Consider the following 26,169-nt stretch of genomic DNA (forward strand, 5'->3'; position numbering starts at 1 on the left):
CGGCGTCGTACGACGCTCAGCGCCCGCGCATGTTCTGGCGCATGCCCTTCATGCTGGTCGGCACCGGGCCCTTGGGCAGCGGCACCGCGGGGCGGCTGGCGTCGAGCGCCTTGAGGCGGGCACGGATGTCGGTGATGTCGGCGGGGCGGACCTCGCGCTTCATCTTGCGCAGCTTCTTCATCAGCTGCGGCAGCGGCACCTGGCCCTCCTCGCGGCCCACGACGATCTCGTGGACGGGGGTCTCGGCGACGACCCGCTCGTGCTTGCGCCGCTCACCGGCCATCAGCGCGCGCAGCCGCGAGCCGTTGCCCTCGCCGACCAGGATGATGCCCGGAGGGCCCACGACGCGGTGCACGACGTCCTGCTGGCGGTTGAAGGCCACGGCGGTCTCGGTGTGCCATCCGCGCTTGAGCATGTTGAGCGAGGCCGCGGCGGCGCCGGGCTGGCCCTCCATCTGGCTGTACGCCGAGGCCTGGGCGCGGCGGCTGAAGAGGATCAGCGCGCCCAGGGTGCCGAAGAGGATGCCGCCGATGACGGAGAGCACCCACTCGATCGCGCCGCTGCCCGGCAGGATCTTGAAGACCAGGAAGCCCAGGGCGCCGGTGACGAGGAACGTCAGCAGGAGCCACAGCCCGATGCGCGGGTCGGTCCTCTTGGTGATCCGGTAGGTCTCGGCGAACTGCTGGCGGCGGTTCATCGACGACGCGTCGGTCTGCTTGGCCATGCGGAAGCGTGCCTCACTCGGGTCGGCCCGGGGACGTCCCGCGGGCGGGGTTCAGACGGCGGCGCCCTCTCGCGCCTCCATCGCCTGACGGTACAGGCGCCCGGCCCGGTACGACGAACGGACCAGCGGTCCGGACATGACGCCGGAGAACCCGATCTCGTCGGCCTCGTCCTTGAGCTCGACGAACTCCTCGGGCTTGACCCACCGCTCGACGGGGTGGTGGCGGGCCGAGGGGCGCAGGTACTGGGTGATCGTGATGAGCTCGCAGCCGGCCTCGTGCAGGTCGCGCAGGGCCTGGCTGACCTCCTCGCGGGTCTCGCCCATGCCCAGGATCAGGTTCGACTTGGTGACCAGGCCGAAGTCGCGGGCCTGGGTGATGACGTCGAGGGAGCGCTCGTAGCGGAACGCGGGACGGATGCGCTTGAAGATCCGCGGCACCGTCTCGACGTTGTGGGCCAGCACCTCGGGACGGCTCTCGAAGACCTCCTGGAGGAGGTCGGGCTTGCCGTTGAAGTCGGGGATCAGGTTCTCGACGCCGGTCTCGGGGTTGAGCTCGTGGATCACCTTGACGGTCTCGGCGTAGAGCCAGGCACCGCCGTCGGGCAGGTCGTCGCGCGCGACCCCGGTGATGGTGGCGTAGCGCAGCTGCATCTTCTGCACCGACTCAGCGACCCGGCGCGGCTCGTCGCGGTCGAGCGGCTGGGGCTTGCCGGTGTCGATCTGGCAGAAGTCGCAGCGCCGGGTGCACTGGTCGCCGCCGATGAGGAAGGTGGCCTCGCGGTCCTCCCAGCACTCGAAGATGTTGGGGCAGCCGGCCTCCTGGCACACGGTGTGCAGGCCCTCGCCCTTGACGAGGTTCTGCAGCTCCTTGTACGCCGGGCCCATCTTGGCGCGGGTCTTGATCCACTCCGGCTTGCGCTCGATGGGGGTCTCGGCGTTGCGGACCTCGAGTCGGAGGAGCTTGCGGCCTTCGGGTGCAGGTGCCTCAGTCACGCGCTCGACTGTACGCCGCCGCCCCAGCAGCGGCCGAGTCGGCGGTGCCCCCGGGGCACCCGGCGCTCAGGGCACGTCGCGGCGGCGGTAGGAGACCAGCGAGACCGCGCCGGCGCCGAGCAGCAGCACGCCGAGGTAGGCGCCGCCGTCGGTGGCGGTCAGGACCCGCTCCCCGTCGCACTCGAGGCCCCGGCCGCCCCGGCGCGAGAAGCACTCCTCGGGCAGGCTGCTCTCGTCGTAGTAGCGCAGCTCGTTGGTCACGAACGCCACCAGGTTGAGCTGCGGCTGCCAGCGCTCGGTGCTGCCGCCGCCGCTGCCGAGCAGGCCGATCAGGGTGCCGCCCAGCACCGAGACCGCGAACAGCACGCCGATCGTGGCGACGGTGCTGCGGAAGAGCATGGTGAGGGCGTAGCCGCCCAGCGCGGCGGCCGCCGCGAGCACGGTGCCGCGGGCGACCAGCTCGAAGCCGTCGCCGACGACGCCCTCGCCGACGGGGAGGCCGCGGGACCCTGCGAGCGCCCACAGGCCCGCCCAGTACGCGGCGAGCACGACGCCGGCGACCAGCAGCCCGGTGAGCGTGACGACGACGGCCTTCGCGGCCCACACCCGGGAGCGGCGTGGCTCGAAGAGCAGCTGGTTGCTCATCGACCCCGAGCTCCAGTCGTGGCCCACGAAGGTGGTGCCCACCAGCAGCATCAGCAGGCTCACGACGGCGACCACGCCGAGCACCGAGCCCTCGCGGGTCTCGGCGTCGAGGCGCAGCGTCGGGCGGCCGCCGTACCACTCGAGGACCTGGGCGCGGCAGGCCTGCTCGACCAGCGCCGTGTCGGTGGAGGCGGGCGCGGGGTAGAGGTAGTTGCCGGGGTCGCGCCCGCAGCGGCGCACCTCCTTGGCGGCGTACCGCTCGGAGAGGAGCTGCTCCTGCTCGGCCTCGGAGACCGGTCGGGTGTCCCAGGCGGTGGCCGCGAGGACCAGCGCCGGCACCGCGACCGCGGCGACGAGCAGCAGCACGACCGCGCGGCGCCAGCGCAGCCGGGTGGCCTCGACCGCGACCAGCGCCCTCATGCCGCACCGCCCGTGGTGGCCTGCCCCAGCGTGTCGTCGGCGGTCAGCTCGAGGAAGTAGCTCTCGAGGTCCTGGCGCTGGGCGGAGAGCCCCGCCAACCAGATCCCGGCCTCACCCAGCAGCCGGGTCACCTCCGCCGGGGCCTCGGTGTCGACCAGCAGGGAGTGCTCGTCGGGGCCGGGGCGGGTGGTGTGGCCGGCCGCGTCGAGCAGCCGCCGCGCCTCGCCGGGCGAGGCCACGTCGACGCGGTACGCCGACCCGCCGGCCAGCAGGTCGGCCACGGTGCCCGAGGCCAGCAGCCGGCCGTTGCCGATGATGGTGGCCGAGGTGCAGACCTGCTGGACCTCGGCGAGGATGTGCGAGGAGAGCAGCACCGTGACGCCGCGCTCACCCAGGTCGCGGATGGTGTCGCGGATCTCGCGGATGCCCGCCGGGTCGAGGCCGTTGGTCGGCTCGTCGAGGATCAGCAGCGCCGGGTCCTTGAGCAGCGTCGCGGCGATCGCCAGGCGCTGCTTCATGCCCAGCGAGTAGGCGCGGAACCGGTCGCCGTCGCGGCCGGTGAGCCCGACGGTCTCGATGGCCTCGTCGACGCGGGTGTCGGGCCCGCCGATGGAGCGGGAGAGCAGCAGCAGGTTCTGCCGACCCGTGAGGTTGGGCGAGAACTTCGGCGACTCCACCACCGCTCCCACCCGACCGATGACGGCCGGCAGCTCGTCGGGCACCGGGCGCCCGAAGAGACGCATGGTGCCGCTGGTGGCGCGCGCCAGGCCCAGCAGCATCCGGATGGTGGTGGTCTTGCCCGAGCCGTTGGGGCCCAGGAAGCCGTGCACGCCACCGGCCGGCACCGCCAGGTCCAGGCCCTGCACCGCCACGCGGGTCTGCCCCTTGCGGGTGCGGAACTCCTTGCGCAGCGCGGTGGTCTCGATGATCAGGTCGTGCCGGGTGTCGACGACCCCGAGGTCGCTCGTGGTGCTCACCAGCGGAGCGTGGCAGAGCCTCGTCCCTTGACCCGGGCGACGCGCCGGACCAGCTCAGCCGCCGGGGGTGACCAGCTCGATGCGCGGAGCGCGGCCCGGCTCGGGGCGCGGCTCGTAGTCGGGGGTGGCGGTGTAGTCGCCCCAAGCGAGCATCTCGGTGAGGTGGTCCTGCAGCACCGGCAGGGCCTCCTGGACGCCGACGCGGCGGCCGGTCTCGAGGCTCAGGGTCGTGACCCCGGCGTCGGCGATCCCGCAGGGCACGAAGCGGTCGTACCAGCCCAGGTCGACGTCGCAGTTGAGGGAGATGCCGTGCATGGTCACGCCCCGGCTGACCCGGATGCCGATCGCGCCGATCTTGCGCTCGCCGGCCCGCTCGTCGGCGCGCAGCCAGGCGCCGCTGCGGCCCGGGACGCGGGCGGTCTCGACCCCGAAGTGCGCGCAAGTGGCGATCATCGCCTCCTCCATGCGGCGTACGAAGTCGACGACCTTGACGTGGTCGGGCAGCGCGACGATCGGGTAGGCCACCAGCTGGCCGGGGCCGTGGAAGGTGATCTTGCCGCCGCGGTCGACGTCGATGACGGGCGCGCCGCCGGGGTCGAGGGGACGCTCGTGGGCGTCGGTGCGCTTGCCGGCGGTGTAGGTCGGCGGGTGCTCGAGGAGCAGCACGGTGCCGGGCCGCTCGCCGGCCACGACCTGCGCGTGCACCTCGCGCTGGAGCTCCCAGGCGGCCAGGTAGTCGACCGCGTCGGGCCCCAGCCCGGCCACCTCGAACTGCACGCTCTCCTGCTCGCTCATGCCGGCGAGCCTACGCCTGTGGACAGCGTGGTGGGCCGCGGGCTCGGCCGGGTAGGAGGTGGGGCATGGGTCCCCTCGCCGCGCTCGTCCGCGCCTCCTCGCCGCTGCTGCTGACCGTCGTCCTGGTCGGCGTCGGCACCGCTCCCGCCGCCGCGGTGCCGGGTGGCCCCGGAGGTCCGGGCGGTCCCGCCCCGGGGGAGCGGCACGCGCGCTCGGTGCTGGCCGCGTGGGACGAGCAGCGGGCCGCCGCCTGGGGCAGCGGTGACGGCGCCGCCCTCGCCCGGCTCTACGTCGCGGGCTCGGGGGCCGGCCGGCGCGACCGGCAGATGCTGGCGGCCTGGAGCGGGCGGGGCCTGCGGGTGCGCGGGATGGCCACCCACGTGCTGGCGCTCGACGTGGTCGAGCGGCGCCCGGCGCCCCGGCCGAGGCTGCTGCGGCTGCGGGTCACCGACCGGCTGGTGGGCGCGGTGGCCGTCGGCGGCGGCGTACGACGGGTGCTGCCGACGGACCGGGCGACGACCCGGTCGGTGGTGCTGCGGCACAGCGGGGGAGCGTGGCGGGTGGAGTCGGTGCGGCAGCTGGGCTGGTGAGGGCTGGTGGACGCCCTCAGTCGCGGGCCGCGAGACCGGAGGACACGACCGCCGCGACGTCGGGGTCCTGGAAGTCGTAGCCGACGTCCCGCAGCGCCGCGGGGCTGACGTTGAGCGAGCCCAGCAGCTCGGGGGCCATCTTGCCCGCGGCGACCCGCAGCAGCGGTGCCGGCACGGTCGCGAAGCTGGGCCGGCTCAGCGCCGAGGCCAGGGTCTCGGTGAACTCGGCGTTGGTCGGCGTCGTCTCGCAGCACAGGTTGAACGGCCCCGAGGCGCTCTCGTGCTCGGCCAGGTGCACCACGGCGCCGATCCAGTCGCGCAGCGAGATCATCGCCATGTGCTGGCGCCCGCTGCCCAGCCGGCCGCCCAGGCCGAGCTTGAAGAGCGGCACGAGCTGCTTGAGGGGAGGGCTGCGCCGGTCCATCACCGGGGAGGTGCGCAGCACGCAGACCCGCGAGCCCGCGGCGGCCGCGGGCTCGGTGGCCTCCTGCCACTCGCGGCTGACCTGGGTCAGCAGCGCGTCGCCGCGGCTGTCGGAGGCCTCGGTCAGCGGCTGGTCGCCGTGGTCGCCGTAGAACGCGATCCCGTTGCCGGCCAGGAACGCCGGCGGCTCGTCGGCCCCGGCGATCACCTCGGCGAGCAGCCGGGTGGTGCGCACCCGGCTCTCACGCACCTCGCGCGCCCACTTCTGCGAGTGCACGTTGCCGATCAGCGGCGCGCCCGCCAGGTTGACCACCACGTCGGCGCCGGCGACCAGGTCGCGGTCGACCACGCCGGCGTACGGGTCCCAGGTCGACGCGTCGGGCTTCTCGCTGGGACTGCGCACCAGGCGGGTGACGCGGTGCCCGCGCTCGCGCAGCGCGGCGGTGAGGTGGGTGCCGAGGAAGCCGGACGACCCGGCCATGACCACATGCAGGCTCATGCCCCGAGCCTGCCACGCCTCGTCACCACCCACCCTCACCCGGCCCACACTTCCCGCTGACCCGGCCCAAACTTCCCACCGACCCGGCTCATACTTCCCACCGACCCGGCCCGAACTTCCCACAGACCCGGCCCGAACCTGCCGCCTGGAGGTTCGGGCCGGCTCGACGCGAGATTCGCGCCGGGTCGGGGCGAAGTCTGGGCCGGGTCAGCGTGAGATCTGCGACGGGTCAGCCGGCGAGGTGGCGCCAGCGGGGGGCCAGCTGCGACCAGGGCCCGCTGGCGGCCACGGTGCCGTCGACCAGCACCACGACCCGGTCGGCGCGGGCCAGGGCGGCGGTCTTGGAGGTGGCGCCGACGACGGTGGTGCCGCGCTCGCGCAGCGACTCCCACAGCTCGACCTCGGTGGCCGCGTCGAGCGCCGAGGACACGTCGTCGGCCAGCAGCAGCTCGGAGTCGCAGGCCAGCGCCCGCGCCAGCGCGACGCGCTGCACCTGCCCGCCCGAGAGGCGTACGCCGCGGTGCCCGACCAGCGAGTCGGGCCCACCGGCCTCCTCGACGTCGCGGCCCAGGCGGGCGGCCGCGATGGCGGGCTCGACCTGCCGGTCGGGGTGGTCGAGCCGGATGTTGTCGCGGAACGTGCCCGACAGCACCCGGGGCACCTGCGCCACGTGGGCGACCCGGCCGGGTCGCAGCTCGGTCTCGGGGTCGTCGAGCAGCCGGTCGTTCCAGCGCACCTCGCCGCGGGTGCTGACCAGCCCGGCCAGCGCCGCGAGGAGGCTGGACTTGCCGGAGCCGACCTGACCGAGCAGCAGCACCAGCTCGCCCCGCTCGACGCGCAGGTCGATGTCGTGGGCGCCGACGGTGCCGTCGTCGTGCACCGCGGTGAGCCCGCGCACCTCCAGGGTGCGCAGCTCCTCGCGGGCCGCCTTGGCGGGGGCGGGGGAGACGCCGGCGACCAGGTCGACGCCCGGCGGCTCGGCCATCAGGTCGCCGCCGCCGGCCAGGCGGCTGGTCTCGTGCATCCACGCGCGGGTGCCCGGGGCCTCGGTGACCACCGAGCCGGCCACCCGGCCGAACCAGTCGAAGCCGGCGACGGCGTTGGCGACCAGCAGCGCGGTGGCCAGCCCCCAGCCCTCGGCGACGTAGACGCCCCACGCGGCGACCACGCCGAGCTGGACCATGACGATCGGTACGCCGTCGAGCAGCGCCTGCACCCGGTGCTCGCGCACCGCGGCCTCGACGCGCCCGGAGTCGACCTCGCGCAGGTGCTGGTGGACCGCCGGGGTGGCGGCGGCGAGCTTGACGGTGCGCACCGACTCCAGCGCCGAGACCAGCGAGCGGCCGAAGCGCGCCCGGGCGGCCGACGATGCGGCGGCGGAGCGACCGGCGACCCGGCGGCCCAGCGAGGAGGCCAGCGCCGAGGCGACCATGACGGTCAGCAGCACCCCGCCGGCCAGCAGGCTGCGGGCGAGCGCCGCGGTCAGCGCCACGATGATCAGCCCGTTGACCAGGTCGACCCAGCGGTCGGCGTAGCGCGCGAGCCGGTCGGCGTCCATCGCGCGGGCCACCACCTCGCCCGGCGGCGTGCGGGTCAGCCGTCGCTGCTCGGTCTGGCCCTGCAGCACCGCCGCGCGCACGCGCAGCATCACCGCGACCCACCAGCGCGGGTAGACCTTGAAGGCCAGGGCCAGCAGCAGCGGCGCGACCATCAGCGAGGCCACCAGCGCCACCACCAGCCAGAGCGGGCGACCACCCTGCTGCAGGTCGGTGACCAGCAGCCCCCAGACCCACCCGGTGACCGCGCCGAAGGCACCGGTCAGCGCCGAGACCGTGAAGAGCCCGGCGCCGACGAGGCCCCAGCGCGGCTCCACCAGCAGCGCGTTCCAGATGGTGCGGCTCAGGCTGGGCAGCGGTCGCAGGCTGGGTGCCTCCGGCGCCTGGCCCGTACGCCGCGCGCTGCCGATGTCGGCGTCACGTGCGGCCTGGTGGGCCGCGGCGTGGCTGTCGTCGAGGTCGTGCTCGTGCGCCTGCTCGGTGGCCGAGGCCTCGAGCAGGTCGCGGAACGCGCCGGGCTCGCAGGCCAGCACGGCCCGGGGGCCCTGCTGCGCGACCCGGCCGGCCTCGAGGACCGCCACCTGGGAGGCGCGCTCGGTGGTGCCGAGGCGGTGGGCCACCAGCAGGCCGGTGCGACCGGTCAGCAGCCGGTCGGCGGCCCGCACCACCCGGGCCTCGGTGACCGGGTCCATCCGGGCGGTGGCCTCGTCGAGCACCACCACCCGCACGTCGCGCACCAGCAGCCGCGCGAAGGCGACCAGCTGCTCCTCCCCGGAGGACAGGGTGGTGCCCCCGGGGCCCAGCGGGGTGTCGAGCCCCTGGGGCAGCCCGGCGACCCAGCTCTCCAGCCCGAGCTCGGTGACCGCGGCCTCGACGTCGGCGCGCGAGCCGTGCGCGAAGAGGGCGATGTTCTCGGCGAGGGTGCCGGCCAGGATCTCGGTGCGCTGGGTGACCACGCCGACGGCGCTGCGCAGCGCCTGCAGGTCGAGCTCGAGCACGTCGCGCCCGCCGAGCAGCACGCTGCCGGGCTCGGGGTCGACGGCGCGCGAGACCAGCGAGGCGAGCGTCGACTTGCCCGAGCCGGTGCGGCCCACGAGCGCGCAGGTGGTGCCGGCGGGCACGGTGAGCTCGACGCCCTGCAGGGCGAAGGGGCCGGTGCCGTAGGAGAAGTGCAGGTCGCGCAGGTGCAGGTCGAGCGGGCCCGGCGCCAGCGCCGCGCCGCCGGTGGGCTCGGCCTCGGCCCCGAGCAGCTGGCGCAGGCGCAGCACCGCGCCGAAGCCGGCCTGCAGGTCGGGCAGGTGCCGGGCGAGCTGGTCGACCTGGCCCACGAAGGTGGTGGTGACCAGGAACAGCGTGACCAGCGCGGCGGTGCCGAGCCGGTCGTCGAGCACCAGGGCGACGCCGACGACGGCGGTGCCGGCGAGCATGGCGTGCAGCAGCGTGCCGGTGCGGCGACCGACCTGGCTCTCCAGCGTGAGGACCTCGGCGAAGCGGGCGTGCACGGTCGCGGCGAGCTCGGTGCAGCGGCGTACGAGGTGGGCCTGGCCCAGCGTGGTGCGCAGGTCGTCGCGGGCGGCGATGCCCTCCTCCATCGCGGCCGCGTGGTCGGTCCAGGCCATCTCCTCGACGACCTTGCGCTCGGAGATCTGCGGCAGCAGCGGGCGCACCACCGCGACGGCGGCGACCCCGGCGAGCGGGAACAGGATGAACGCCGGCCACCAGGTCAGGCCGGCGACCAGCCACAGCGGCCCCGAGGCCAGCAGCGTGCGGATCGCCATCCACACGCTCTGGCGCAGCAGCGAGCCGACCTCGTGGGTGTCGTCGTCGACGCGGTCGAGCACCTCGCCGACCGCCTGCTCGTCGAGCGCGGCCAGCGGCTGCAGCATCGCGGCGTCGAGCAGGTCGGCGCGCAGGCGGCCCTCGGCCCGGTCGGTGACCCCGGCCCAGATGGTGCGCCCCACCGAGTCCAGCACCGCCGCGCCGACCACGCAGAGCGCCAGCAGCCACACCAGGGGGACCGTGGCCTCCTCCGCGAGCCGGCCGGCGACGGCCGAGCCGACCGCCGTGCCGACGGCGCCGAGCAGGGAGCCGAGCAGCGCGAGCACCGCCCACGGGCTGCGCATCCGGCGCCAGTCGACGGGTCGTCGCTGGGCCGGCGGGCTGGTGGGCGGAGGGGTCTGGGTAGGCGCGGGGTGGGCGCCGAGATCGGTCACAGTCACGGTGCCCCCGACGGTATGCCCTGACCGGCCCGGGGCGCCTCTCAATTTCAGGGCACTGCCCGTCTGCGACGAGAGCCGTCCGGGGCCGCCGGGACGCACCACGCCCCGCCCGGGTGGCCCGGGCGGGGCGTGGTGGGTGCTGCTGGGTCTGGCTGGTCGTGCAGGGGAGCGGTGCTCAGACCTCGAACTGGCCGCTCTCGAGGCGCTGCTTGACCTCCTGCAGGAACCGGCCGGCGTCGGCGCCGTCGACCAGGCGGTGGTCGTAGGTCAGCGCCAGGTAGACCATGTGGCGCACCGCGATGGTCTCGCCCAGGTTGGGGTCGTCGATGACGACCGGGCGCTTGACCACGGCACCGGGGCCCAGGATCGCGACCTGCGGCTGGTTGATCACGGGGGTGTCGAAGAGCGCCCCCACGCTGCCGAGGTTGGTGATCGTGAAGGTGCCGCCCGACAGCTCGTCGGGTCCGATCTTGTTGGTGCGGGTGCGCTCGGCCACGTCGCCGATCTTGCGGGCCAGGCCCGAGATCGACAGGTCGCCGGCGTCCTTGACCACCGGGGTGATCAGGCCCTTCTCGGTGTCCACCGCGAACGCGAGGTTCTCGCGGTCGTAGTAGGTGACCTCACCGGCCTCGGTGTCGATCGTGGCGTTCAGCGAGGGGTGCTGCTTGAGCGCGTCGACCGTCGCCTTGGCGAAGAACGGCAGGTAGGACAGCTTGACGCCCTCACGGGCCAGGAAGTCGGCCTTCTTGGCGTCGCGCAGACGGGCGATGTTGGTGACGTCGACCTCGATGACCTGCGTGAGCTGGGCCGAGACCTGCAGCGACTCGACCATGCGCGAGGCGATGATCTTGCGCAGCCGCGAGAGCTTCTCGGTCTTGCCGCGCAGCGGCGAGGGGCTCGAGGGCGCCGGGGCGCCGCCCGAGGACGCCGCCGGGGCGGCGGGGGCCGACGAGGCGGCCGGGGCAGCCGGCTCCTCCTTGGCCTTTGCGGCCTCGAGCACGTCCTGCTTGCGGATGCGCCCGCCGACACCGGTGCCGGTGACGTCGTTGAGGTCGACGCCGTGCTGGCCGGCCAGCTTGCGCACCAGCGGGGTCACGTAGCCGGGACCGTCGCCGGAGGTGCTGCTGGTGGAGGAGGCGGGCTTCTCCTGCTCCTTGGTCGGCTCGGGCGCCTTCTCCTGGGCTGGCTTCGCCTCCTGCTTCGGCTCGGGCTTCTTCTCGGGCTCCGGCTCGGGCTCGGGCTCCGGCTCCGGCTCCGGCTCGGGCTCCGGCTCCGGCTCGGGCTCCGGCTCGGAGTCGCCGCCGGCGGACCCGTCGCCGATGACGGCGAGCTCGGCGCCGATCTCGACGGTCTCGTCCTCGGAGACCTTCACCTCGAGCAGCGTGCCGGCCACGGGGGAGGGGATCTCGGTGTCGACCTTGTCGGTGGAGATCTCCAGCAGCGGCTCGTCGACGGCGACCTCGTCACCGACCTGCTTGAGCCAGCGGGTCACGGTGCCCTCGGTGACCGACTCGCCCAGCTCGGGCAGGGTCACCGTGGTGCCGCTGCCGCCGGACCCCTTGGTCGCGGCGGCCGGCTTCTCGGTCTCCTCGAGCGGCTTGTCGTCGGACTTGGCCGACTCGGGGGTCTCGTCGCCGGGGGGCAGGTCGCCGGTCTCCTCGGCGACCTCCTCCTCCTGCTCGGCCTTCTTCTCGGCCTCGTCGTCGTCGGCGGGCTCCGCCTCGGGCGTGGCGGTGTCGTTGCCGGAGTCGCCGGCCGACTCGCCCTCGTCGCCGATCACGGCCAGGAGCGCGCCCACCTCGACGGTGTCGTCCTCCTCGGCCTTGATCTCGAGCAGCGTGCCCGCGACCGGGCTGGGGATCTCGGTGTCGACCTTGTCGGTGGAGATCTCCAGCAGCGGCTCGTCGACGGCGACCGTGTCGCCGACCTGCTTCAGCCAGCGCGTGACGGTGCCCTCGGTGACGGACTCACCCAGTTCCGGGAGGTTGACTTCGGTGGCCAATGCAGTTCCTTCGCTCGCGGTCTTCGATGGGGTGCTCGGTGTGGCGGGGTGGTGCGGGTGTGGCGGGGTGTGCCGGGCTCCAGGCTAGGAGGCGGTCACGAGTGCGCGTGCAGCGCCTTGCCGGCCAGGGCGAGGTGCGCCTCGCCGAGAGCCTCGTTCTGGGTGGGGTGGGCGTGCACCAGCGGGGCGACGTCCTCGGCGTGGGCCTCCCAGCCGTAGATCAGCTGTGCCTCGCCGATCAGCTCGCCGACCCGGTCGCCGACCATGTGCACGCCCACGACGGGCCCGTCGGTGACGCGCACCAGCTTGACGAAGCCCTGGGTCTTGAGGATCTGGCTCTTGCCGTTGCCGCCCAGGTCGTAGGTCAGCGTCTCCACGGCGTCCTCGCCGTACGTCGAGCGCGCGGTGGCCTCGTCGAGACCGACCGAGGCGACCTCGGGGTGGGAGTAGGTGACGCGGGGGATGCCGGCCTCGTCGATGGGCGTGGGGTCGAGCCCGGCGATGTCCTCGGCGACGAAGATGCCTTGCTGGAAGCCGCGGTGGGCCAGCTGGAGCCCGGGGACGATGTCGCCGACGGCGTACACGCCCTCGAGGTTGGTGCGGCAGCGCTCGTCGGTGCGCACGAAGCCGCGCTCCATCTCGACGCCCTGCTCGTCGTAGCCCAGGCCGTCGGTGACGGGGCCGCGACCGACGGCGACGAGCAGCAGCTCGGCCTCGATGGTCTCGCCGCCCTCGACGGTCACGACCACGCCGTGGTCGGTGGTCTTCACGCTCTCGAAGGGGGTGCCGGTGCGGGCCTTGATGCCGCGCTTCTTGAAGGTGCGCTCGAGCACCTTGGAGGAGGCCTCGTCCTCGGCGGCCACCAGCCGGGGGAGCGCCTCGACGATGGTGACCTCTGCGCCGAAGGAGCGCCACACGCTGGCGAACTCGCAGCCGATGACGCCGCCGCCGAGCACCACGACCGAGGACGGCACGCGCTCGAGGCGCAGCGCGTGCTCGGAGGTGAGGATGCGCTCGCCGTCGACCTCGAGGCCGGGCAGCGAGCGGGAGTAGGAGCCGGTGGCCAGCACGACGTGGCGACCGGTGTAGGCGGTGCCGTCGACGGTGACCTCGCGCGGCCCGGTGAGGCGACCCTCGCCGGCGACCACGGTCACGCCACGGCCCTTGACCAGGCCGGTGAGGCCCTTGAAGAGCCGCGAGACGACGCCGTCCTTGTAGGAGTTCACCCCGGCCATGTCGATGCCCTCGAGCGTGGCGCGCACGCCGAACTGCTCGGAGTCACGCGCCGAGTCGGCGACCTCCGCGGCGTGCAGCAGCGCCTTGGTGGGGATGCAGCCCACGTGCAGGCAGGTGCCGCCGAGGTCGCCCTTCTCCACCAGTGCGACCCGCATGCCGAGCTGGGCGGCGCGCAGCGCGCACGCGTACCCCCCCGAGCCAGCGCCGAGAATGAGTACGTCGAAGTCGGTGTCGGCCACCGTGGTCCTTCCGTGGGTGATCCATGTCTCGGGGCTCATCCTTGCACTTCCCCCGGACGTGTCCACACCGACCTTCGGGTGGCCGGTGCGGGGTCTCTTGGCAGACTGGTGCCCATGGGACTCATGGACCGCTTCCGCCGGGGCTCGAAGCAGCGCATGCGCAAGCCCGCGCGCGACGCCGCGCGCACCGGCTCGACGAGGGTGCGCGCCTCCGACGCCGTCGACCGCGAGCACCTCAGCTCGTGGGTCTCCGAGCGCCGCGGTGTCGAGGGGTTCGTCGAGCCCCGCACCGCGGTCAGCGACGTGACGCTGCTGCTGGTCGCCCACGACGGTGAGTGGACCCGGCGCCGGGTGCCCTCGATCGACTGGGCGCACGACTTCTGCAACCGCTTCCAGGTGCCGTCGTACGACGCCGGGCTGGTGGGCATCCCGCAGAGGATGCGCGACTACAACAGCCGGGTGAAGAAGCAGGGCCGGCAGGACCCGTAGGTCCCGCCGGCCCCGCTGGCCCCCGCTGGCGCCCCGTGGTGGTGGGGAGCGCTCAGGCCAGGCCGCGCGCCAGGTCGACGAGGGTCGACACCGCGAAGCCGGTGCCGCCGTTGGTCAGGTGGCCGTCGGGGCCGCCGGCGTTGAACGACGGGCCGGCGATGTCGAGGTGCGCCCAGGGGCGCCCGTCGGTGAACTCGCGCAGGAACGCGCCGGCGAAGAGCCCGCCGCCCCAGCGCACCCAGTCGTGCTGGGCGAGGTCGGCGATCTTGCTGGAGGTGACGCGCTGCTTCATCTCCTCGGGGATCGGCATCGCCCAGATCGGCTCACCGGCGCTGGCGCCGGCCTCGACGACCTTGGCCACGACCTCCTCGGAGCCCATCACGCCGGCCATCTTGTTGCCGAGCGCGACGACCATGGCACCGGTGAGCGTGGCGACGTCGACGATCAGGTCGGGCTCGGTCTCGACGGCGCGCACCAGCGCGTCACCGAGCACGAGACGACCCTCGGCGTCGGTGTTGAGCACCTCGACGGTCTTGCCGCCGTACATGCTCAGGATGTCGCCGGGCCGGGTCGCGTCCCCGGAGACCATGTTCTCGGCCATCGGCGCGAAGCAGGAGACCTTGACCGGCAGGCCGAGCTCGGCGATGGCGAAGGTGGCCTGGATGACCGCGGCGGCGCCGGCCATGTCGGACTTCATCTCGTGCATGCCCTGCGCGGGCTTGATGGACAGGCCGCCGGAGTCGAAGGTGATGCCCTTGCCGACCAGGGCCAGGTGGGTCGTCGCGCCCTTGGGCGTGTAGCTGATCTCGACCAGGCGCGGCGGGGCGGAGGAGCCGACGCCGACGCCGAGGATGCCGCCGCAGCCGAGCTCGGCGAGCTCGACCTCGTCGAGGACGCGCAGCGTGATCTTGGGGGCGCCGCGGCCCTTGCCGAGCTCCTTGGCGCGCGCCTGCGCGGCCTCGGCGAACGCCGGCGGGCGCAGGTCGCCCGGGGGAGTGTTGACCCAGTCGCGGGTGGCCGCGACCGCCCGGGTGACGACCTGGGCCTCCTCGAGGGCGGCGACGACCTGCTTGTCGCGCGCGGCGCTGCTCAGCAGCACCACCTCGCCGGCGGTGGTGGCGTCCTTGGCGGTGTCCTGCTTGTACGTCGTGAACGTGTAGGCGCCGAGCGCCCAGCCCTCGGCCACGGCCCGCACGTCGGCAGCGGTCTCGGCCGGCAGCGCGAGCGCGACGTCGGCGGCGTTGGTCACGGCCCGGGAGGCGGCACCGGCGGCGCGGCGCAGGTCGGCGGGCCGGGGGTCCTTGCCGAGGCCCACGAGCACCAGCAGCGGTGCGCCGATCGTGCCCGAGGTGGGCACCCGGGTGACCTCGCCGACCGAGCCCTTGACGTCGAGGGAGGCCAGCAGCGGGCGCAGCTTGCGGCCGTAGGCCTTGGCGACGTCCTCGGCGCCGGCGGCGAGCTCGAGGACCGGGCCGTCCTCCTTGCTCGCGCGGCGGCCGGTCGGCTCGCTCTGCACGACACCGACGACGACGGCGTCGGTCTTGGTCTTGGCGGGGCTGGCACTGCTCAAGGTAAACGAGGTCACCGCGCCACACTAACCATGGCGCCGCCACCCCGCGGCGCGACCCACGTCACCCCCGGTGGGGCTGCCGCGGCTGGGGTAGGTTCGCGCCATGGCCGACCTGCTGACCTCGCCGCTGCACGACCGTCACCTGGCGCTGGGGGCCAAGACCGCCCCGTTCGGCGGCTGGGAGATGCCGCTGGAGTACCCCACCGGCGTCGTGGCCGAGCACACCGCGGTCCGCTCGGGCGTGGGCGTCTTCGACGTCAGCCACCTCGGCAAGGCCGAGGTCACCGGCCCCGGCGCGGCGGCGTACGTCAACGCCTGCCTGACCAACGACCTCGACCGCATCGGCCCCGGCCAGGCGCAGTACACGCTGTGCTGCGACGACGAGACCGGCGGCGTGGTCGACGACCTGATCGTCTACCGCTACTCCGACGAGCGGGTGCTGCTGGTGCCCAACGCCGCGAACACCGCCGAGGTCGTGCGCCGCCTGGCCGCTACCGCCCCCGCGGGCGTCGAGGTCGTCGACCGGCACCGCGACCTGGCCGTGCTGGCCGTCCAGGGCCCCCTCAGCGACGAGGTGATGACCGCGCTGGGGCTGCCGGTCGACCACGACTACATGAGCTTCGTGGAGGCGACGTACGCCGACGCCACCGTGGTGGTGTGCCGCACCGGCTACACCGGTGAGCGCGGCTACGAGCTGCTGGTGCCCAACGAGGCCGCGGGCGCGGTGTGGGACGCGCTGCTCGCGGCCGGCGCCGAGCACGGCATCGCCCCGTGCGGGCTGGGCGCGCGCGACACCCTGCGCACCGAGATGGGCTACCCGCTGCACGGGCAGGACATCTCCCTCGACGTCACCCCGGTGCAGGCGCGGATGGCCTGGGCGGTCGGCTGGGACAAGCCGGCCTTCTGGGGCAAGGACGTGCTGGTGCGCGAGCGCGCCGAGAAGCCCAAGCGGGTGCTGCGCGGCATCGTGGCCACCGGCCGGGGCATCCCGCGACCGGGCATGAGCGTGTCGCTGAGCGCCGACGTGCTGGTCGGCGAGGTCACCTCGGGCACCTTCAGCCCCACGCTGCGCAAGGGGGTCGGGCTGGCCCTGGTGGCCGCGACCGTGCACCCCGAGGCGGAGGTCGGGGTCGACATCCGCGGCCGCCGCGAGATCTTCCAGCTCACCAAGCCCCCGTTCGTCGACCCGTCGGTGAAGGAGTCCTGATGAACCTGCCCGAGCAGCCCCCCACCTTCCGCCCGCCCTCGCCCAGCGAGCGCCCCTGGTGGTGGCGTCTCGAGGACGCCGCCGGCAACGAGGTGGCCGTCGAGGGCGAGCTGGCCGACCAGCGCTTCACCAGCCAGGCCGACGCCGAGTCCTGGGTGGGTGAGGCCTTCGCCGACCTGGCCGACGAGGGTGTCGACGCGGTGGTCCTCTTCGAGCTCGAGCGCCGGGTCTACGGCCCGATGTCGCTGCATCCCTGACCCGCCTGGCCCACCCTCCCTCCCCGTGCGCGCCGTCGACGAGCAGGACTTCGCGGCGTACGTCGCCGCGAGACGCACCGCGCTGGTGCAGGCGGTGGCGGTGCTGGGCAGCCCACCGGGCCACGCCGCCGCGCTGACCGACCGGGCGCTGGCGCGCGCCGGGCGCGAGTGGCACGACCTGCGGGAAGGGCCGGGCCCCGACCTCGAGGTGTGGCGGCTGGTCCTGGAGGAGCGGGCCCGCGACCGCACCCCCTGGTGGCGCCAGGAGCCGACCCCGCTCGCTCCGCTGCTCGACCGGCTCGAGCCCGACCGGCGCACCTGCGTGGTGCTGTCGGCGGTGGCCGGGCTGGCCGACGAGGAGGTGGCGGCCCTCTCGGGCTGCTGGCCCAGCCCCGGTGACCCCGCGACGCCCGCCCTCGAGCAGGAGGCCCGCGAGCTGGCGGCGGGCGTGGAGGTGGTCGGGCGGCCGGCCGCCGACATCACGGCGCAACGCCCCGCCCGGCGGGTGCCGCGCGGGCTCGTGGCGCTGCTGGCGGTCCTCGCGGTGCTGGCGGCCGTGGGCACGTGGTGCGCCGGTGGGCCCGACGGGCCGCCCGACGGGGCGCCGGGGGACGAGGCGCTGGGCCCGGCGCAGGTGCGCGAGCTGGTCACCTCGGTGCCGCTGCCGTGGTCGGCGGCCGGCGACCTGGTGATCGGCGACCGGGCGCTGCGGGTGCCGGGGGTGCGGCGGCTGGTGGGCCTCGGCAGCCGGCTCGACGTGGTCGTCTACGGCGACTCCGAGGGACGGGTGGTGCGCGCCGAGGCCACCGGTGAACGGCTGCTGCTGGGGCGCTCGGCCCCCGGGGCGACGCTCGTCGGGGAGCGGGAGCGCGGCTGGGTGGCCTGGGTCGAGGCGCCGAGCGGCGACCTGGTCGTCGTCGACACCGCCGACGGAGCCGAGCTGGGCCGGCGCCCCCTGGTGCCGCTCGGGCCGGGCGACGAGCCGCCGGCCGGCGTCGGGCCGCTCTCGCTGGAGGGCCCGACCCTGCACTACGTCGACGGCGCCGGGTCGCACGAGTGGCGCCCGCTCGACGACCCGAGCGGTGAGCAGGTCCCGGCCGCGGGCCCCGCGACGCTGCTCGACGTCGACGGGCTGACCACGGTGGTGCAGAGCAGCCCGACCACCATCACCTTCGACGGCCCCTTCGGGCCGGCCGTCACCCGGCGCGGCGTGGGCGCCCATCTCTCCCCGGGCGGCGGCTACGTGCTGACCCGGATGGGGCCGGGCGGCACGGCGCCGGTGCGGGTCTACGACACCGACGACGGGCGGCGCCGGCCGGCCGGGGTGCGCGGCGGCGAGGTCGCGCTGGACGCCGTCTTCAGCACCACCGGCGCGATCACCTACGTCGTCGGCGACGGCACCCAGGTGCCGGGGGCGGGCGAGTTCCGTCGGCTCTCGGAGGCGCGCGGCTGGCTGCTGCGCACCTGCTTCACCGGCTCGGGCTCCTGCACCGACCACGTGCGGGTCTCCAGCGCCGACGGCGAGCCGGTGCTGGCCCGCTGAGGCGCCCGGCCGCAGGCTCCCGGTTCCGCCGCTGTCCAGAGTCGGCCCAGAGTCGGCCTAGAGTCGGCGCCGTGCGGATGAGCCAGGTCGACGTGTTCAGCACCGAGCCGCTGCTCGGCAACCCGGTCGCGGTCGTCCACGACGCCGACGACCTGACCACCGAGCAGATGGCGGCCTTCGCGCGCTGGACCAACCTCTCGGAGACCACGTTCCTGCTGCGGCCCACGCTGCCCGGCGCCGACTACCGGTTGCGGATCTTCACCCCCGGCGAGGAGCTGCCCTTCGCCGGCCACCCCACCCTCGGCTCCGCCCACGCCTGGCTCGAGGCCGGAGGGCGGCCCCGGGGCGAGCGGGTCGTGCAGGAGTGCGGCGCCGGTCTCGTCGCCGTACGCCGCGACGGGGAGCGCCTGGCCTTCGCCGCGCCGCCGCTGGTGCGCTCGGGCCCCGTCGACGAGGCCGACCTGGCCCGGGTGCGTCGCGCGCTGGGGGTCGCGCCCGACGAGGTCGTGGCCTCCGCCTGGGTCGACAACGGCCCGGGCTGGGTGGCGGTGCTGCTGGGCGACGCCGACGCGGTCCTGGGCCTGCGCCCGGACTGGTCGGCCTTCGACGACCTCGAGATCGGCGTCGTCGGCGCCCACGCGCCGGGCTCGGAGACGGCGCTCGAGGTGCGTGCCTTCTGCCCCGGCATCGGCGTGCCCGAGGACCCGGTCACCGGCAGCCTCAACGCCGGCCTGGCCCAGTGGCTGCTGGGGGAGCGGGTGCTGGGCGAGCGCCTCGCGTCGTCGTACGTCGCCGCGCAGGGCACCGCGATCGGCCGCCGCGGCCGCGTGCACGTCGACCGCGTGGGTGACGGCGACGACGCCGAGGTCTGGGTGGGCGGCGCGACCCGCACCACCATCACCGGCGAGCTCGACCTGCGGCGCTAGGGTCGAGGCGTGCAGGCCTACCTCGACCTCCTCCGCCGCATCCTCGACGAGGGTGTCGAGAAGTCCGACCGCACCGGCACCGGGACGCTCAGCGTCTTCGGCCACCAGATGCGCTTCGACCTGCGCGCGGGCTTCCCGCTGGTGACGACGAAGAAGGTGCACACCCGCTCGGTCTTCGGCGAGCTGCTGTGGTTCCTGCGCGGCGACACGAACGTGGCGTGGCTGCAGGAGCGCGGCATCAGCATCTGGGACGAGTGGGCCGACGAGAACGGCGACCTCGGCCCGGTCTACGGCCACCAGTGGCGCTCGTGGCCCACGCCCGACGGACGCCACGTCGACCAGCTGGCGCAGGTCGTCGAGCAGATCCGCACCAACCCCGACTCGCGGCGCCACATCGTCTCGGCCTGGAACGTCGCCGACGTCGACGACATGGCGCTGCCGCCGTGCCACACGCTCTTCCAGTTCTACGTCGCGCCCTCGCCCGACGGCGGGCCCGGCCGGCTCTCGTGCCAGCTCTACCAGCGCTCGGCCGACACCTTCCTCGGCGTGCCGTTCAACATCGCCTCCTACGCGCTGCTCACGCACATGGTCGCCCAGGTGACCGGCCTCGAGGTCGGCGACTTCGTGCACACGCTGGGCGACGCGCACCTCTACACCAACCACCTCGAGCAGGCGCGGCTGCAGCTGACCCGCGAACCAAGGGCCCTGCCGACGCTGCGCCTGGACCCCACGGTCACCGCGCTCGACGCCTTCGAGCTCGAGCACATCGCCGTCGAGGGCTACGACCCGCACCCGGTCATCAGGGCACCGATCGCCGTATGACGCACCCCTCCCTGCGGCCCGGCCAGCGGGTGGTGCTGGTGGCGGCGTACGGCCGCAACCGCGTCATCGGCGCCGACGGCGACATCCCCTGGCGGATCCCTGAGGACTTCGCGCACTTCAAGCGCGAGACGCTCGGCCACACGCTGGTGATGGGCCGGCGCACCTGGGACTCCATCGGCCGGCCGCTGCCGGGACGCACCACCGTGGTGCTGACCCGCGACCCCGGCTTCGACCCCGGTTTCGAGGAGGTGCGTGTCGTGCGCAGCCTCGACGAGGCGCTCGAGGTCGCGGCCGGCCTGCCCGGCGACGTGGTGGTCGCCGGGGGAGGGGAGGTCTACCGCTTGGCCCTGCCCCTGGCCACCCACCAGGTCCTCACCGAGGTCGACCTGGAGCCCGCGGGTGACGCGACCTACCCCGAATTCGACGCCGAGCAGTGGGTCGAGACCCGTCGCGAGCCCCGTCCCGACCTCGGTCTCGACTGGGTCTGGTGGGAGCGCCGGTGAGGCGCATCGGCCTGATCGGCGGGATGAGCTGGGAGTCGACGGCCGAGTACTACCGGCTGCTCAACACCCTGGTGGCCCAGCGCCTCGGCGGGCTGCACTCCGCCGACCTGCTGCTGGCCTCGGTCGACTTCGCGGTGGTCGAGCAGATGCAGTCGCAGGGGCGTTGGGACGACGCGGCGGCGCTGCTGGTCCGCGAGGCGCGGGTGCTCGAGGCCGGCGGCGCCGACTTCCTGGTGCTGTGCACCAACACGATGCACAAGCTCGCCGACCGGGTGCAGGCGGCCGTGGGCATCGACCTGCTGCACCTCGCCGACGCCACGGCCGAGGCGGTCGTGGCGTCGGGCGTGCGCCGGGTCGGGCTGCTCGGCACCCGCTTCACGATGGAGCAGGACTTCTACACCGACCGGCTGCGCGGGCACGGGCTCGACGTCGTGGTGCCGGGCGCCGACGACCGTCGGCTCGTCGACACCGTCATCTACGACGAGCTGTGCCGCGGCGTCGTGCGTGAGCAGTCACGGCGCGAGTACGAGCGGGTGGTCGCCGCGCTGGTCGACGAGGGCTGCGAGGCCGTGGTGCTGGGCTGCACCGAGATCGAGCTGCTGCTCGACCCGTCGGAGCGCCCCGCTGGCGCGCCGCTCTTCGCGACCACCCGGCTGCACTGCGAGGCCGCCGTCGACCGGGCCCTGGCCCCATGACCGCGCAGCGCATCGTCGTCGCAGCGGTCGCCTTCGTGCGCGGCGGGCAGGTGCTCACCGTGCGCAAGCGCGGCACCACGCGCTTCATGCTCGTCGGCGGCAAGCCCGAGCCCGGTGAGTCGGCGTACGACGCCGCGGTGCGCGAGACCCGTGAGGAGGTGGGGCTCGACGTCGGCGGCCCCGGCGCGCTCTCCCCGCTCGGCGTCTACCTGGCCCCGGCCGCCAACGAGCCGGGTCGCGAGCTGCACTCGACGGTCTTCACCGCCTCCCTGCCGGGGGAGCCCCGAGCCGCCGCCGAGATCGCCGAGCTGCGCTGGATGTCGCTGGACGGCGAGGGTCACGACGACTTGGCGCCCATGCTGGAGCACCACGTGCTGCCGGCCCTGCGCGCCCTGGAGGCGTCCGCGACCGCCGTCCGCACCCACCCCTCCTCCTGAGTTCGTCGATCGGTCGACCAACGGCTCGCCGCGTTGTTCAACCGATCGACGAATCGGTGATGCGGGGTGCGAGACAGCGGATGACAAGCACGCTTGACAGGCTCGGTGCGAGTCAAGCACCCTTGACAGGTGCAGAACACCGTCCGGTCCCTGCGCGTGCAGCGGGGGCTCTCCCAGGGCGACCTGGGTGCGGCCCTGGCGGTCTCGCGCCAGACCATCAACTCGATCGAGACCGGTCGGTACCTGCCGTCGCTGCCGCTGGCGATGGCACTGGCCCGGTACTTCGAGACCACCGTGGAGGAGATGTTCGATGACGAGGAATGACACCGTCCGCACGCGCCGCTCGGGCGCACGCTGGCTGGTCCCGGTGGTCGCGGCCCTGATCGGCCTGGCCTACCTCGTGGCCGGGCTCGTCGCGGGTGACGAGGTCTTCGGGATCGGCGGGCTCGTGCTGATGCTCGGGCTGGGGGGCGTGCTGCTGCTGCTCAGCGGGCGCAGCGAGACGATCGCCGGTCTGCTCGACCGCCGCGACGAGCGCATCAACAAGCTCGACGCCGACGCCAGCCTCTTCTCCGGCATGACGCTGGTCGCCGCGGTGCTGGTGATGTTCGTGGTCGAGATCGCACGCGGGCAGGACGGTGCGCCGTACTACCAGCTCGGCGCACTGGCAGGGGTCTCCTACGTGGTGGCGCTGGTGCACCAACGCCTGCGCGGCTGACGAGGGCCGGTCGCCGACCTGGCAGGCTGGGGGCCATGGAGCTGCGCATCTTCACCGAGCCCCAGCAGGGCGCCACCTACGACGACCTGCTGCGGGTGGCCCAGGAGGCGGAACGACTCGGGTTCGGGGCGTTCTTCCGCTCCGACCACTACCTGGGCATGGGCACGCCGGGCCTGCCCGGACCCAGCGACGCCTGGATCACGCTGGCCGGGCTGGCCCGGGAGACCAGCACCATCCGCCTGGGCACGATGATGACCAGCGCCACCTTCCGCCACCCCGGGCCGCTCGCCATCTCGGTCGCCAACGTCGACCAGATGAGCGGTGGGCGCGTCGAGCTCGGCCTGGGAGCCGGGTGGTTCGAGGCCGAGCACCAGAAGTACGCCATCCCCTTCCCGCCGCTGGGGGAGCGCTTCGACCGGTTCGAGGAGCAGCTCGCGGTCGTGACCGGGCTGTGGTCCACCGAGGGCGGCTTCACCTACGAGGGGCGCCACCACTCGGTGCTCGACTCGCCCGGCCTGCCCAAGCCGGTCCAGCGCGACGGGCACCGCGGTGGCCCGCCGGTGCTGATCGGCGGGCGCGGCCACCAGCGCACGCCGGCCCTCGCGGCGGCGTACGCCGACGAGTTCAACCTGCCGTTCGTGCCCTTCGAGGAGGGGCTGGCCCAGCACGACCGGGTGCGGGCGGCCTGCGAGGCGATGGACCGGGACCCGGGGTCGCTGGTGTACTCCGCGGCCCTCGTGCTGTGCGTCGGCGAGACCGACGCCGAGGTGGCGCGCCGCGCCGCGGCCATCGGTCGTGAGCCCGACGAGCTGCGGGAGAACGGACTGGCCGGCACGGTGGAGGAGGTCGTCGACACGATCGGGCGCTACCGCGACTCCGGGCAGTCCCGCCTCTACCTGCAGACCCTCGACCTGGGAGACCTCGACCACCTGCGCCTGGTCGCCGAGCAGGTCGTGCCGCTCGCTGGTTGAGGAGGCGCGCAGCGACCGTCTCGAAACCAGCGATAACCTGCTCCCATGACCTCGACCCCCGCGCCGACCCCCGCGCCGTTCGGCCGAGTCCTCACCGCGATGGCCACCGCGTTCCACGCCGACGGGAGCGTCGACCTCGACGCCACGGCGCGCATCGCCGTCCACCTCGTCGAGCACGGCAACGACGGGGTCGTCGTCTCCGGCACCACCGGCGAGTCGCCGACCACGACGGTCGCCGAGGACGGACGGATCCTCGCCGCGGTCAAGGACGCCGTGGGCGACCGCGCGGTCGTCATCGCCGGGGTCGGCACCAACGCCACCGCCCACTCGATCGAGCTGGCCCAGCAGGCCGAGAAGATCGGCGTCGACGGGATGCTGCTGGTCACCCCCTACTACAACAAGCCCGGCCCGGCCGGCGTCCTGCACCACTTCCGCAGCGTCTCGCAGGCCGCCGACCTGCCGGTGATGCTGTACGACGTGCCCGGCCGCACCGGCACCACCATCGACATGGCGACCTACGAGGAGGCCATCACCTGGCCCACCGTCGTCGCGGTCAAGGACGCCGTGGGCGACCTGGTGCGCGCGGTGCGCCTGGGCCAGCTGGGCTACGCCGTCTACTCCGGTGACGACGAGGCCAACCTCGGCTTCCTGGCGCACGGTGCCGTCGGCTTCGTCAGCGTCGTGGGCCACGTCGCCGGGCGCGAGCTGCGTGCCATGGCCGACGCCCACGCAGCCGGCGACAACGCCGGTGCCCTCGAGATCTTCACGCGGCTGCTCCCCGCGATCGACGCCGTGATGGGCGTCGCCAACTACGGAGCCACCACCGCCAAGGCCGCGCTGCAGCTGCTGGGCGTGCTCGAGAACCGCAACGTCCGCGCGCCCCTGGTGGCGCTCGACGACGACGAGGTCGCGGCGCTGCGCGTCGGTCTCGTGGCGGCCGGGCTCCTGCCGGCCAGTGCGACCGAGGCCTGACGCACCGGACAGGACCTGCATGTCTCACCCCCACCCCGAGCTCTCCGCACCCCCCGCACTGGCCGACGACGGCCTGCGGGTCATCCCCTTCGGGGGACTCGGCGAGGTCGGGCGCAACATGACCGCCTTCGAGCACCGCGGGCGCCTGCTCATCGTCGACTGCGGGGTGCTGTTCCCCGAGGACCACCAGCCCGGCGTCGACCTGATCCTGCCCGACTGGTCCTCGATCCGGGACCGGCTCGACGACGTCGAGGCCCTGGTGCTCACCCACGGGCACGAGGACCACATCGGCGCGACGCCGTACCTGCTGCGCGAGCGCGGCGACATCCCGCTGGTCGGCTCCGAGCTGACCCTGGCGCTGCTCGGTTCCAAGCTGCGCGAGCACCGCCTGCGCGAGACCGTGCACCACGTCGTCACCGAGGGCGACCGGATCACCTTCGGGCCCTTCGAGCTCGAGTTCGTGGCGGTCAACCACTCCATCCCCGACGCGCTGGCCGTGGCGATCCGCACCAGCGCCGGGATGGTGCTGCACACCGGCGACTTCAAGATGGACCAGCTGCCCCTCGACGGTCGCATCACCGACCTGCGCGCCTTCGCGCGGCTGGGGGAGGAGGGCGTCGACCTCTTCCTCACCGACTCCACCAACGCCGAGACCCCCGGCTTCACCCCCACCGAGAAGGCCATCACCCCGGTCATCGACCAGGTCTTCCGCGAGTCCGAGCAGCGGATCATCGTGGCCTGCTTCGCCTCCCACATCCACCGGGTCCAGCAGGTCCTCGACGCGGCGTACGCCCACGAGCGCCAGGTGGCGTGGGTGGGGCGCTCGATGGTGCGCAACATGGGCATCGCCCGCGACCTGGGCTACCTCAAGGTGCCGCCCAACACGGTGGTGGAGGCCAAGCAGCTCGCGCAGCTGCCGGCCGAGCACCAGGTGCTGATCTCCACCGGCTCGCAGGGCGAGCCGATGAGCGCGTTGAGCCGCATCGCGCAGCGCAACCACCACATCGTGCACATCGAGGAGGGCGACACCGTCCTGCTCGCCTCCAGCCTGATCCCCGGCAACGAGAACGCGGTCTACCGCGTCATCAACGGCCTGGCCCGCTGGGGCGCGCGGGTCGTGCACAAGGGCAACGCGATGGTCCACGTCAGCGGCCACGCCTCGGCCGGCGAGCTCCTCTACTGCTACAACATCGTCAAGCCGCGCAACGTGCTCCCGGTGCACGGCGAGATCCGGCACATGCAGGCCAACGCCGCCCTGGCCCGGATGACCGGCGTCCCCCACGTGGTGATCGCCGAGGACGGCGTCGTGGTCGATCTCGTCGACGGGGTCGCCGAGATCGTGGGCAAGGTCGACTGCGGCTACGTCTACGTCGACGGCTCATCGGTCGGCGACGTCACCGAGTCGGACCTCAAGGACCGCCGCATCCTCGGTGAGGAGGGCTTCATCTCCGTCATCGTGGTGATGGACTCGGTCACCGGGAAGGTCGCCAGCGGCCCCGAGATCCACGCCCGCGGCAACGCCATCGAGACCGCCAGCTTCGAGGAGGTCAAGCCCGCCATCGTCGAGGCCCTCGACCTCGCTGTGGCCGAGGGCAACACCGACACCTACCAGCTGCAGCAGACGGTGCGCCGGGTGATCGGGCGCTGGGTCTCCGGCACCCACCGCCGCCGCCCGATGATCATCCCGGTGGTCATAGAGTCCTGAGGGCGGCCGCGGCTCGGGGTGGTCGCGGGAGTTTCA

The 26,169-nt window shown here is 74.0% G+C and carries 25 protein-coding genes; 15 read left to right on the plus strand and 10 right to left on the minus strand.

Features of this window, described 5'->3' with window-relative positions:
* Positions 1–16: 16 nt before the first annotated feature.
* From OCU29_RS04080 to lipB, 5 genes are all read right to left on the minus strand, one after another.
* The gene (locus OCU29_RS04080) at positions 17–724 is read right to left on the minus strand and encodes a DUF4191 domain-containing protein (protein WP_179616270.1); all 708 of its coding nucleotides are present in this window, start codon (positions 722–724) and stop codon (positions 17–19) included.
* A 51-nt stretch (positions 725–775) separates the two neighbouring features.
* Positions 776–1,717, minus strand: a complete 942-nt coding sequence (lipA, locus tag OCU29_RS04085) for a lipoyl synthase (RefSeq protein ID WP_179616271.1) — start codon at positions 1,715–1,717, stop codon at positions 776–778.
* A gap of 66 nt (positions 1,718–1,783) precedes the next feature.
* Positions 1,784–2,782 (minus strand): hypothetical protein, encoded by a 999-nt coding sequence (locus tag OCU29_RS04090; protein WP_261818877.1) that lies wholly within the window; start codon positions 2,780–2,782, stop codon positions 1,784–1,786.
* A complete protein-coding gene (locus OCU29_RS04095) occupies positions 2,779–3,759 on the minus strand; it encodes an ABC transporter ATP-binding protein (RefSeq protein WP_261818878.1) in 981 nt (326 codons plus the stop codon). Before OCU29_RS04095 ends, OCU29_RS04090 begins: the two co-directional genes overlap by 4 nt.
* 54 nt (positions 3,760–3,813) lie before the next feature.
* Complete coding sequence (gene lipB, locus OCU29_RS04100) at positions 3,814–4,554, minus strand: lipoyl(octanoyl) transferase LipB (RefSeq protein ID WP_179616274.1); 741 nt, start codon at positions 4,552–4,554, stop codon at positions 3,814–3,816.
* Positions 4,555–4,619: 65 nt separating this feature from the next.
* Here lipB and OCU29_RS04105 point away from each other — a divergent pair, with 65 nt between their 5' ends.
* Positions 4,620–5,144, plus strand: a complete 525-nt coding sequence (locus OCU29_RS04105) for a hypothetical protein (RefSeq protein WP_261818879.1) — start codon at positions 4,620–4,622, stop codon at positions 5,142–5,144.
* 16 nt (positions 5,145–5,160) lie between these two features.
* Here the strand turns inward: OCU29_RS04105 and OCU29_RS04110 are convergent, their stop codons facing one another.
* The 4 genes from OCU29_RS04110 to lpdA form a co-directional block, all read right to left on the minus strand.
* On the minus strand, positions 5,161–6,066 hold the full coding sequence (locus OCU29_RS04110) for a TIGR01777 family oxidoreductase (protein ID WP_261818880.1): 906 nt from the start codon (positions 6,064–6,066) through the stop codon (positions 5,161–5,163).
* Positions 6,067–6,295: 229 nt separating this feature from the next.
* Positions 6,296–9,841, minus strand: a complete 3,546-nt coding sequence (locus tag OCU29_RS04115; RefSeq protein ID WP_261818881.1) for an ABC transporter ATP-binding protein — start codon at positions 9,839–9,841, stop codon at positions 6,296–6,298.
* Between the two features lie 175 nt (positions 9,842–10,016).
* Complete coding sequence (gene sucB, locus OCU29_RS04120) at positions 10,017–11,843, minus strand: 2-oxoglutarate dehydrogenase, E2 component, dihydrolipoamide succinyltransferase (protein ID WP_261818882.1); 1,827 nt, start codon at positions 11,841–11,843, stop codon at positions 10,017–10,019.
* A gap of 95 nt (positions 11,844–11,938) precedes the next feature.
* Complete coding sequence (gene lpdA, locus OCU29_RS04125; RefSeq protein WP_368858946.1) at positions 11,939–13,318, minus strand: dihydrolipoyl dehydrogenase; 1,380 nt, start codon at positions 13,316–13,318, stop codon at positions 11,939–11,941.
* Positions 13,319–13,432: 114 nt separating this feature from the next.
* Between lpdA and OCU29_RS04130 the strand changes: the two genes are divergently transcribed.
* On the plus strand, positions 13,433–13,807 hold the full coding sequence (locus OCU29_RS04130; protein WP_246305169.1) for a hypothetical protein: 375 nt from the start codon (positions 13,433–13,435) through the stop codon (positions 13,805–13,807).
* 52 nt (positions 13,808–13,859) lie between these two features.
* Here the strand turns inward: OCU29_RS04130 and OCU29_RS04135 are convergent, their stop codons facing one another.
* Entirely contained in the window at positions 13,860–15,392 is a 1,533-nt protein-coding gene (locus OCU29_RS04135; RefSeq protein ID WP_261818884.1) for a leucyl aminopeptidase, read from the minus strand.
* Between the two features lie 88 nt (positions 15,393–15,480).
* On the opposite strand from OCU29_RS04135, the gene gcvT reads away from it, so the two are divergent.
* The 13 genes from gcvT (at position 15,481) to OCU29_RS04200 (ending at position 26,133) form a co-directional block, all read left to right on the plus strand.
* Entirely contained in the window at positions 15,481–16,584 is a 1,104-nt protein-coding gene (gene gcvT, locus OCU29_RS04140; protein ID WP_261818885.1) for a glycine cleavage system aminomethyltransferase GcvT, read from the plus strand.
* Complete coding sequence (locus tag OCU29_RS04145) at positions 16,584–16,841, plus strand: hypothetical protein (protein WP_179616281.1); 258 nt, start codon at positions 16,584–16,586, stop codon at positions 16,839–16,841. The genes gcvT and OCU29_RS04145 overlap by 1 nt, the downstream gene beginning before the upstream one ends.
* Positions 16,842–16,866: 25 nt before the next feature.
* Complete coding sequence (locus OCU29_RS04150) at positions 16,867–18,384, plus strand: hypothetical protein (RefSeq protein ID WP_261818886.1); 1,518 nt, start codon at positions 16,867–16,869, stop codon at positions 18,382–18,384.
* Positions 18,385–18,461: 77 nt separating this feature from the next.
* Complete coding sequence (locus OCU29_RS04155) at positions 18,462–19,310, plus strand: PhzF family phenazine biosynthesis protein (protein WP_261818887.1); 849 nt, start codon at positions 18,462–18,464, stop codon at positions 19,308–19,310.
* A 9-nt stretch (positions 19,311–19,319) separates the two neighbouring features.
* Entirely contained in the window at positions 19,320–20,132 is an 813-nt protein-coding gene (locus tag OCU29_RS04160) for a thymidylate synthase (protein ID WP_261818888.1), read from the plus strand.
* Entirely contained in the window at positions 20,129–20,635 is a 507-nt protein-coding gene (locus OCU29_RS04165) for a dihydrofolate reductase (RefSeq protein ID WP_261818889.1), read from the plus strand. The genes OCU29_RS04160 and OCU29_RS04165 overlap by 4 nt, the downstream gene beginning before the upstream one ends.
* Positions 20,632–21,330 (plus strand): aspartate/glutamate racemase family protein, encoded by a 699-nt coding sequence (locus tag OCU29_RS04170; RefSeq protein ID WP_261818890.1) that lies wholly within the window; start codon positions 20,632–20,634, stop codon positions 21,328–21,330. The genes OCU29_RS04165 and OCU29_RS04170 overlap by 4 nt, the downstream gene beginning before the upstream one ends.
* Positions 21,327–21,767, plus strand: a complete 441-nt coding sequence (locus OCU29_RS04175; RefSeq protein ID WP_261818891.1) for an NUDIX domain-containing protein — start codon at positions 21,327–21,329, stop codon at positions 21,765–21,767. Before OCU29_RS04170 ends, OCU29_RS04175 begins: the two co-directional genes overlap by 4 nt.
* Before the next feature lie 129 nt (positions 21,768–21,896).
* A complete protein-coding gene (locus tag OCU29_RS04180) occupies positions 21,897–22,091 on the plus strand; it encodes a helix-turn-helix transcriptional regulator (RefSeq protein WP_179616287.1) in 195 nt (64 codons plus the stop codon).
* Positions 22,078–22,485: a hypothetical protein gene (locus OCU29_RS04185; RefSeq protein WP_179616288.1), complete on the plus strand. Its 408-nt coding sequence runs from the start codon at positions 22,078–22,080 to the stop codon at positions 22,483–22,485. The genes OCU29_RS04180 and OCU29_RS04185 overlap by 14 nt, the downstream gene beginning before the upstream one ends.
* A 35-nt stretch (positions 22,486–22,520) precedes the next feature.
* Complete coding sequence (locus OCU29_RS04190; RefSeq protein ID WP_261818892.1) at positions 22,521–23,456, plus strand: LLM class F420-dependent oxidoreductase; 936 nt, start codon at positions 22,521–22,523, stop codon at positions 23,454–23,456.
* Between the two features lie 45 nt (positions 23,457–23,501).
* On the plus strand, positions 23,502–24,428 hold the full coding sequence (dapA, locus tag OCU29_RS04195) for a 4-hydroxy-tetrahydrodipicolinate synthase (RefSeq protein ID WP_179616290.1): 927 nt from the start codon (positions 23,502–23,504) through the stop codon (positions 24,426–24,428).
* Between the two features lie 19 nt (positions 24,429–24,447).
* On the plus strand, positions 24,448–26,133 hold the full coding sequence (locus OCU29_RS04200; protein ID WP_261818893.1) for a ribonuclease J: 1,686 nt from the start codon (positions 24,448–24,450) through the stop codon (positions 26,131–26,133).
* Positions 26,134–26,169: the final 36 nt, after the last annotated feature.

Origin of the sequence: Nocardioides sp. OK12 (assembly GCF_024341885.1) — a bacterium.
Classification (GTDB): domain Bacteria; phylum Actinomycetota; class Actinomycetes; order Propionibacteriales; family Nocardioidaceae; genus Nocardioides; species Nocardioides marinisabuli.

Bases quoted from the DNA above. Each gene is read 5' to 3' on its own strand.
- OCU29_RS04155 (WP_261818887.1), top strand. From the start codon at position 18,462: ATGAGCCAGGTCGACGTGTTCAGCACCGAGCCGCTGCTCGGCAACCCG.
- lipB (WP_179616274.1), bottom strand. From the start codon at position 4,554: ATGAGCGAGCAGGAGAGCGTGCAGTTCGAGGTGGCCGGGCTGGGGCCC.
- OCU29_RS04130 (WP_246305169.1), top strand. From the start codon at position 13,433: ATGGGACTCATGGACCGCTTCCGCCGGGGCTCGAAGCAGCGCATGCGC.
- OCU29_RS04165 (WP_261818889.1), top strand. From the start codon at position 20,129: ATGACGCACCCCTCCCTGCGGCCCGGCCAGCGGGTGGTGCTGGTGGCG.
- OCU29_RS04090 (WP_261818877.1), bottom strand. From the start codon at position 2,782: ATGAGGGCGCTGGTCGCGGTCGAGGCCACCCGGCTGCGCTGGCGCCGC.
- OCU29_RS04200 (WP_261818893.1), top strand. From the start codon at position 24,448: ATGTCTCACCCCCACCCCGAGCTCTCCGCACCCCCCGCACTGGCCGAC.
- OCU29_RS04105 (WP_261818879.1), top strand. From the start codon at position 4,620: ATGGGTCCCCTCGCCGCGCTCGTCCGCGCCTCCTCGCCGCTGCTGCTG.
- OCU29_RS04185 (WP_179616288.1), top strand. From the start codon at position 22,078: ATGACGAGGAATGACACCGTCCGCACGCGCCGCTCGGGCGCACGCTGG.
- OCU29_RS04080 (WP_179616270.1), bottom strand. From the start codon at position 724: ATGGCCAAGCAGACCGACGCGTCGTCGATGAACCGCCGCCAGCAGTTC.
- OCU29_RS04190 (WP_261818892.1), top strand. From the start codon at position 22,521: ATGGAGCTGCGCATCTTCACCGAGCCCCAGCAGGGCGCCACCTACGAC.
- OCU29_RS04110 (WP_261818880.1), bottom strand. From the start codon at position 6,066: ATGAGCCTGCATGTGGTCATGGCCGGGTCGTCCGGCTTCCTCGGCACC.
- OCU29_RS04175 (WP_261818891.1), top strand. From the start codon at position 21,327: ATGACCGCGCAGCGCATCGTCGTCGCAGCGGTCGCCTTCGTGCGCGGC.
- gcvT (WP_261818885.1), top strand. From the start codon at position 15,481: ATGGCCGACCTGCTGACCTCGCCGCTGCACGACCGTCACCTGGCGCTG.
- OCU29_RS04145 (WP_179616281.1), top strand. From the start codon at position 16,584: ATGAACCTGCCCGAGCAGCCCCCCACCTTCCGCCCGCCCTCGCCCAGC.
- dapA (WP_179616290.1), top strand. From the start codon at position 23,502: ATGACCTCGACCCCCGCGCCGACCCCCGCGCCGTTCGGCCGAGTCCTC.